Source organism: Streptomyces monticola (assembly GCF_042665355.1).
Lineage (GTDB): Bacteria > Actinomycetota > Actinomycetes > Streptomycetales > Streptomycetaceae > Streptomyces > Streptomyces monticola.
The window spans coordinates 269,453-275,640 of record NZ_JBHTCF010000012.1 but is presented as its reverse complement, the minus strand read 5'-3'; the positions used below and the strand labels follow the sequence as shown (position 1 = coordinate 275,640).

General features: G+C 72.8%; 8 protein-coding genes. 6 read left to right on the top strand and 2 right to left on the bottom strand.

The window, feature by feature from the left end; all coding sequences use genetic code 11:
- Positions 1-1,119 (top strand): hypothetical protein (locus ACFQVC_RS26730; protein WP_381835191.1); only part of this gene is annotated, 1,119 nt, incomplete at its 5' end.
- On the top strand, positions 1,116-2,339 hold the full coding sequence (gene mycP / locus ACFQVC_RS26725) for a type VII secretion-associated serine protease mycosin (protein WP_381835189.1): 1,224 nt from the start codon (positions 1,116-1,118) through the stop codon (positions 2,337-2,339). The genes ACFQVC_RS26730 and mycP, both read left to right, overlap by 4 nt.
- Before the next feature lie 49 nt (positions 2,340-2,388).
- Here mycP and ACFQVC_RS26720 read toward each other — a convergent pair whose 3' ends face one another.
- Entirely contained in the window at positions 2,389-3,057 is a 669-nt protein-coding gene (locus ACFQVC_RS26720) for a serine hydrolase (protein ID WP_381835187.1), read from the bottom strand.
- A gap of 51 nt (positions 3,058-3,108) precedes the next feature.
- On the opposite strand from ACFQVC_RS26720, the gene ACFQVC_RS26715 reads away from it, so the two are divergent.
- The gene (locus tag ACFQVC_RS26715; protein ID WP_381835185.1) at positions 3,109-3,846 is read left to right on the top strand and encodes an SseB family protein; all 738 of its coding nucleotides are present in this window, start codon (positions 3,109-3,111) and stop codon (positions 3,844-3,846) included.
- 40 nt (positions 3,847-3,886) lie between these two features.
- Here ACFQVC_RS26715 and ACFQVC_RS26710 read toward each other — a convergent pair whose 3' ends face one another.
- Positions 3,887-4,258, bottom strand: a complete 372-nt coding sequence (locus ACFQVC_RS26710) for a DUF1844 domain-containing protein (RefSeq protein WP_381835183.1) — start codon at positions 4,256-4,258, stop codon at positions 3,887-3,889.
- Between the two features lie 422 nt (positions 4,259-4,680).
- Between ACFQVC_RS26710 and infC the strand changes: the two genes are divergently transcribed.
- From infC to rplT, 3 genes are all read left to right on the top strand, one after another.
- Positions 4,681-5,355 carry a translation initiation factor IF-3 gene (infC, locus tag ACFQVC_RS26705; protein ID WP_381835218.1) on the top strand — a complete coding sequence of 225 codons (675 nt, stop codon included), beginning with the start codon at positions 4,681-4,683 and terminating at the stop codon, positions 5,353-5,355.
- A 114-nt stretch (positions 5,356-5,469) separates the two neighbouring features.
- Positions 5,470-5,664, top strand: coding sequence for a 50S ribosomal protein L35 (rpmI, locus tag ACFQVC_RS26700; protein WP_381835181.1), 195 nt, complete (start codon positions 5,470-5,472; stop codon positions 5,662-5,664).
- 102 nt (positions 5,665-5,766) lie between these two features.
- Entirely contained in the window at positions 5,767-6,150 is a 384-nt protein-coding gene (rplT, locus tag ACFQVC_RS26695) for a 50S ribosomal protein L20 (RefSeq protein ID WP_030879305.1), read from the top strand.
- Positions 6,151-6,188 lie beyond the last annotated feature (38 nt).

Genomic DNA, 6,188 nt, shown 5'->3' with positions numbered 1-6,188 from the left:
GGCGGACCCGGCGAGGCTCCCGCCCCGGCCGGCGCCCCCCGGCCCGGCGCCGCCGGCCAGCGCCCCGCCGAGAACGACGCCCGGCTTCGCCCCGTACCGCCCGCGCCGGGCACCGCCCCGCGCGCCGGGACCCGCGACACCGGTGCGGCGGGACCGCTGCCGCCCGAGATGCCGCCGGTGTCCGAGATGCCCCTGCCCCCGCAGGCGCCCCCGCGGCCGACCGCTCCGCCGACTGCCGCCACCGCCAGGCGCCGTGCGGTCGGCGCCGTCGACATGACGCCCCGCCCCGGGGCGGGCAGGCCGATCATCTTCGGGCGCCCGCTCGCCTTCGACGACCGGACCACCCAACTGCGTCCCGTCGGGCCCCGCAGCAAGCCCAGGCTCGCTGCCGTCGCCGCCTGCCTCGTCCTCGGGCTCGGCCTCATCGGCGGTGCGGTGACCGGCAGTTGGATCACCGGCGACTCCGACGAGACCCCCAGCGCCGAGGCGCTCTTCAGCGCCGCCGGCGACGCCTGGCACAACGAACCCGTCGACGCGCTCTTCCCGCCCCGCGTCAAGGGCGACGGCGCGGGCCCGGGCGGCGCCGACCGCGAGTGGACCCGGATCGCCGTCGCACCGGACAGCACCTGCAAGAACGCGCTCGACCCCCTGCTGCGCAAGGCGCTCCAACCCGTGGGCTGCGACCGCCTGTTGCGCGCCACCTACACCGACGCGACCCGCAGCCATGTCACCACCGTCGGCATGCTGTTCACCAAGGCCGACGCCGAGTCGATGGGCGCCTTGCGCACCCGCTTCGCCGAGGAAGGCCTCGACAAGCGGGACGACTTGATGCCACGGCCGTACGCCGCCAAGGGCACCCCCGCCGCGGGCTTCGGCGACAAGCAGCGCGCCAGCTGGACCGTTTCGGTGCTCACCGACGCTCCCGTGGTCGTCTACGCCGTCTCCGGCTTCGCCGACGGGCGCGTGGTCTCCGAGCCGGAGCCGGCCGCCGAGGCCATGTCGGCCGGTGCCACCAGCGCCCCCGCACAGTCCGGTCTCGGCCACGAGGCGAAGGGCCTCGCGGACCGGGTGGAGCGCAAGCTGCGCAAGACGGTCACGTCGACGGAGAAGTCCTCATGAGCACCAAGCGCCCGCGTACGAGCACACGGCGCTCCCGCACCGGCGTCGCCGCCCGCCCCCGAACACGCCGTCCGCGCAAGGCCGGTGCGCTGCTCGCCGCGGCCGCCCTCGTCCTGCTGCCCGCCGCCACGGCGCGCGCCGACGAGGTCCGTGCGCAGCAGTGGGGACTCAACGCCATGCACACCGCGGAGGCCTGGCGGACCACCCGCGGCGAGGGCGTCACCGTCGCGGTCCTGGACACCGGCGTCGACGACCAGCACCCGGACCTCAAGGGCAATGTGCTGCCAGGCAAGGACATGGTCGGCTTCGGCGCCGGCCGGGGCGACCGCCCCTGGGCCCGGCACGGCACCGCCATGGCGGGCATCATCGCGGGCCACGGCCATGGCGCGGACAACGACGACGGCGTACTCGGCATCGCGCCCGAGGCCAGGATCCTGCCGGTGCGCGTCATCCTCGAAGACGGCGACAAGTCCCGTAAGAAAGCCCGCTCGTCCCGGGGCGGCGCCCTCGCCGACGGCATCCGCTGGGCCGCGGACAACGGCGCCGACGTGATCAACATGTCCCTCGGTGACGACAGCGAGTCCGCCCACGCCGAGCCGTCCGAGGATGCCGCCGTGCAGTACGCCCTGAAGAAGGGCGTCGTCGTGGTCGCGTCGGCGGGCAACGGCGGCGAGAAGGGCGACCACATCTCCTACCCGGCGGCGTACCCGGGCGTCATCGCCGTCACCGCCGTCGACCGGTACGGCTCCAGGGCCTCGTTCTCCACCCGCAGCTGGTACGCCACGGTCAGCGCGCCCGGCAAGGACATCCTCATCGCCGACCCGGACCGCGAGTACTACAACGGCTGGGGCACCAGCGCCGCCTCCGCCTTCGTCGCGGGCGCCGCCGCGCTGGTCCGCTCCGCTCATCCCGGTCTGGAGCCCGCGCAGATCAAGCAGCTCCTGGAGGACACCGCGGGCGAGGCCCCCGACGGCGGCCGCGACGACTCCCGTGGCTACGGCATGGTCGATCCCGCCGCGGCGATCGACGAGGGCGGCAAGCTGAAGCCCGAGGGGCTGCGCGCGGCCTCCTACAAGGACAAGTACTTCGGCCGTGGCCCCGACGCCGACCACGGCGGCGACTCCGCCGCCGGCTGGGTCGGGCCCCTGGCGGGCAGCCTCGGCGCGGTCCTCCTGGTGGCCGCGGTGGTCCTCTGGCGAGCCCGCCGCGACCCCCTCTGACGGGTTCTCCTTCCCGGGTGAGCGGCCGGCCACGACGCACCCGCGGAGGTCATACCGAACCTCCCGCGGAGCGCCTGGCCGCCGCCTCCACCGCCGCGATCCCGTCCGCGAGCGTCGGATGGCCGTCCGACAGGATCGCGAGCAGCAGTTCACGGCCGCCGGGCGTGCGCACCCGGCCGACGCTGTGGACGACCCAGAGGCCGGTGCCGCTCCGTGGCATCCAGCCGTTCTTGAGGGCGTACGGGAATCCCGCCGCCGAGACTCCCCAGTCCTGGCCGGCCACCACCCGCCCCATCAGCTCCTGGGCATACGCTCGCGAACGCGCCTCAAGGACCGTGCCGCCGGGGCCGAACACCGCCCGCAGCAGCGCCAGTTGATCCCCCGCGGTGGTCCGCGTGAGTCCCCAGAACCCGTCCGCGCCGCCGGCCGTCGCCCGGAGGCCGAGACGGGCGCACGCCGCGTCGAAGCCCCGCGCGCCGCCGATCCGCGCCCACAGGACCGAGGCCGCGTCGTTGTCGCTGCGCACGATCATGGGCTCGGCGAGCTCCCGCTCCGCACCGCCCAGCTCCCGCCCCGCGTCCTGCGCGCCGAGGAGCAGCGCCGCCAGGATCCCCGCCTTCACCACGCTCGCGCCGGCATACGTGGCCTCGTCGCCATACGCCTCGTCCCGTCCGCCGCCGTCCGCAGGACCGACCGCCACCGACAGCCGCTGCCCCATGACTCACCTCCGCACCAGGCCCCCTTCGGGCCACGGGTAGGGTCGGTGACCGTGGCGAACAAGAACATTCCCGACTCCGGCTTCTCCGACGACGACGGCTCCGCCGACCCGCGCCTGACCGCGGCCCTCGCGGACTGGGCGGAGAACCGCTCACGGGAGACCGGCGGCCGGGTGCTCGAAGCACTGGCCGGCGCCCGACTGCTCGTCCCGGTCGTCGCCGTGCTCGGAGAGGTCGAGACGGACGAGAACGGCCTGAAGCGCGAGAAGACCAGCGATATGGCCGTACCCACCCTGAAGGCCGGCGACCGCACCGCCCTGCCCGCCTTCACCTCCACCGAGGCCCTGGCCCTGTGGGACCCCGAGGCCCGCCCCGTCGCCGTACCGGTGCAGCAGGCCCTGCGCGCCGCCGCCCACGAGAAGGCCGACACGATCGTCCTCGACGTGTCCGGGCCCGTCCCCTTCGAACTGCCGCGCCCGGCGCTGCTCGCCCTCGCCGAGGGCCGCACCTCCACGGACCCGCTCGCCGACCCGGCCGTCACCGAGGCGGTGCGCGCCGCCGTCGCCGCCGAGCCCGCGGTGCTCCGCGCCCACCTCGGCCCCGGCCGTGCCGACGGCACCCTGGCCCTGGTCCTCGGCCCGGAAACGGTGCACGCTGAGGCCGCCCAGCGCGTCGCCGCCGCCCTCGCCGCCGACGAAACGCTCAGGGCCCGCCTGGTGCGCGGTCTCGACCTGGCACTGCTGCCCGCCGACGCCGCCCCGCCGGGCGAGCCCCTCTACGTACGCGCGTAAGGCCGCGTACGTCCGCAGGGCCCGCAGGCCCTGCCGCGCCTCAGCCGAAGACCGGCCCGGTGTACTTCTCGCCCGGCCCCTGGCCCGGCTCGTCCGCCACGACCGACGCCTCGCGGAACGCCAGCTGCAGCGACTTCAGGCCGTCACGCAGCGGAGCCGCGTGGAACGAGCTGATCTCGGTCGTGCTGGCGTCAAGGAGACCGGCGAGGGCGTGCACCAGCTTGCGGGCCTCGTCCAGGTCCTTGTGCTGGTCGCCCTCCTCGGTGAGGCCGAGCTTGACCGCGGCGGCGCTCATCAGGTTGACCGCGACCGTCACGATCACCTCGACCGCGGGGACCTCCGCGATGTCGCGGGTCATGGCGTCGAAGTCGGTGGAGGTGCCGTCGCCGGCTGCGGGGGTCGCGTCGCTCATGGCTTGCTTCTACTTCCTGACATCTGCTCTGGTGGGGGCGGGGGCGCCCCCGGGCCGGTCCAGCCTAGGCCCCGGGCACCGGCGTGGCGGCCGCACCCCCGAACACTGGTATGCTGGTGAATCGACCGGCCGGACAGCCGCGACACCCTCGGAAACGAGGAGTCAGGCACCCGGCCCACAAGTGGAGGCTCCGATCTCCCACCTGGCCGCCCTCAGGGCGGCGGGTCACCGGTCAGACGGTCACCCCGAGTGGTCGTCCTCGGCGCCCCGCGTACGACGCGGCGGTGCTCCGGTATGTGATGGAGCCCCGCATGTGATCGTCTCCGGGGCATTTTTTGTGCGCCGGCGCGGTTAGGTCTTACGCAAAGAGACGTTACGCGGCAGTCCGCCAGGCCGTCGCGTGGTGCTACCGAGGAGGATCCATCAGCGCCGAGCCCCGCATCAACGACCGGATTCGCGTTCCCGAAGTGCGACTTGTCGGTCCCAGCGGCGAGCAGGTCGGGATTGTTCCGCTTGCCAAGGCCCTTGAGCTTGCTCAGGAGTACGACCTCGACCTGGTCGAGGTGGCGGCGAACGCCCGTCCGCCCGTCTGCAAGCTCATGGACTACGGGAAGTTCAAGTACGAGTCGGCCATGAAGGCCCGTGAGGCGCGCAAGAACCAGGCGCACACGGTCATCAAGGAGATGAAGCTCCGGCCGAAGATCGACCCGCACGACTACGACACCAAAAAGGGTCACGTCGTCCGGTTCCTCAAGCAGGGCGACAAGGTCAAGATCACGATCATGTTCCGTGGTCGCGAGCAGTCCCGGCCGGAGCTCGGCTACCGACTGCTGCAGCGTCTCGCGGAGGACGTTCAGGACCTCGGGTTCATCGAGTCGAACCCGAAGCAGGACGGCCGAAACATGATCATGGTTCTCGGTCCGCACAAGAAGAAGACCGAGGCGATGGCCGAGGCACGTGAGGCCCAGGCCGCCCGCAAGGCGGACGCGCCGGGGACCACGACCCGCCGGGACCGCGTCGCGGACGACGAGTCCGCGGACGAGCAGCCTGTGGACGAAACCGCCGAGGCTCCCGCAGGGGAACACGCCGAGGCCTGATCCGCGGCCCCGGGGCGCATGCCCCGGACGTCACCGGATGCAACCGATACAACTGACGCTCCCGCACGCTGCTTCGGCGGCAGGGGGCGCCACTGACGAGGAGAGAACGGCGCTATGCCGAAGAACAAGACGCACAGCGGTTCCAGCAAGCGCTTCAAGATCACCGGCTCCGGCAAGGTGCTCCGCGAGCGCGCCGGCAAGCGCCACCTGCTCGAGCACAAGTCGTCCCGACTGACGCGTCGCCTCACCGGCAACGCCGAGATGGCCCCGGGCGACGCCAAGAAGATCAAGAAGCTTCTCGGCAAGTGACGTCACGGCCCCCGGTAACGGGGGCCGGACGCCTGGACCGGGACCTATTCGACACCGGGTCGTGTGAGTCCAACCACGGCCCCGCTACAAGGAGTTAAACAAGTGGCACGCGTCAAGCGCGCAGTCAACGCGCACAAGAAGCGTCGGGCGATCCTCGAGCAGGCCAGCGGCTACCGCGGTCAGCGTTCGCGCCTTTACCGCAAGGCGAAGGAGCAGGTCACCCACTCCCTCGTCTACAACTACAACGACCGCAAGAAGCGCAAGGGCGACTTCCGTCAGCTGTGGATCCAGCGCATCAACGCCGCTGCCCGCCAGAACGGCATGACGTACAACCGCCTCATCCAGGGTCTGAAGGCCGCCAACATCGAGGTGGACCGCAAGATGCTGGCCGAGCTCGCGGTCAACGACGCCAACGCGTTCGCCGCGCTCGTCGAGGTCGCCCAGAAGGCGCTGCCGAGCGACGTCAACGCGCCCAAGGCTGCCTGAACGCTGCGCTAGCCAGACGTGCTGTCCGGACCCGCAGG

Excerpts from the sequence above, each read along its gene's own strand:
- mycP (WP_381835189.1), top strand. The coding sequence starts at position 1,116 with ATGAGCACCAAGCGCCCGCGTACGAGCACACGGCGCTCCCGCACCGGC.
- ACFQVC_RS26720 (WP_381835187.1), bottom strand. The coding sequence starts at position 3,057 with ATGGGGCAGCGGCTGTCGGTGGCGGTCGGTCCTGCGGACGGCGGCGGA.
- ACFQVC_RS26710 (WP_381835183.1), bottom strand. The coding sequence starts at position 4,258 with ATGAGCGACGCGACCCCCGCAGCCGGCGACGGCACCTCCACCGACTTC.
- rpmI (WP_381835181.1), top strand. The coding sequence starts at position 5,470 with ATGCCGAAGAACAAGACGCACAGCGGTTCCAGCAAGCGCTTCAAGATC.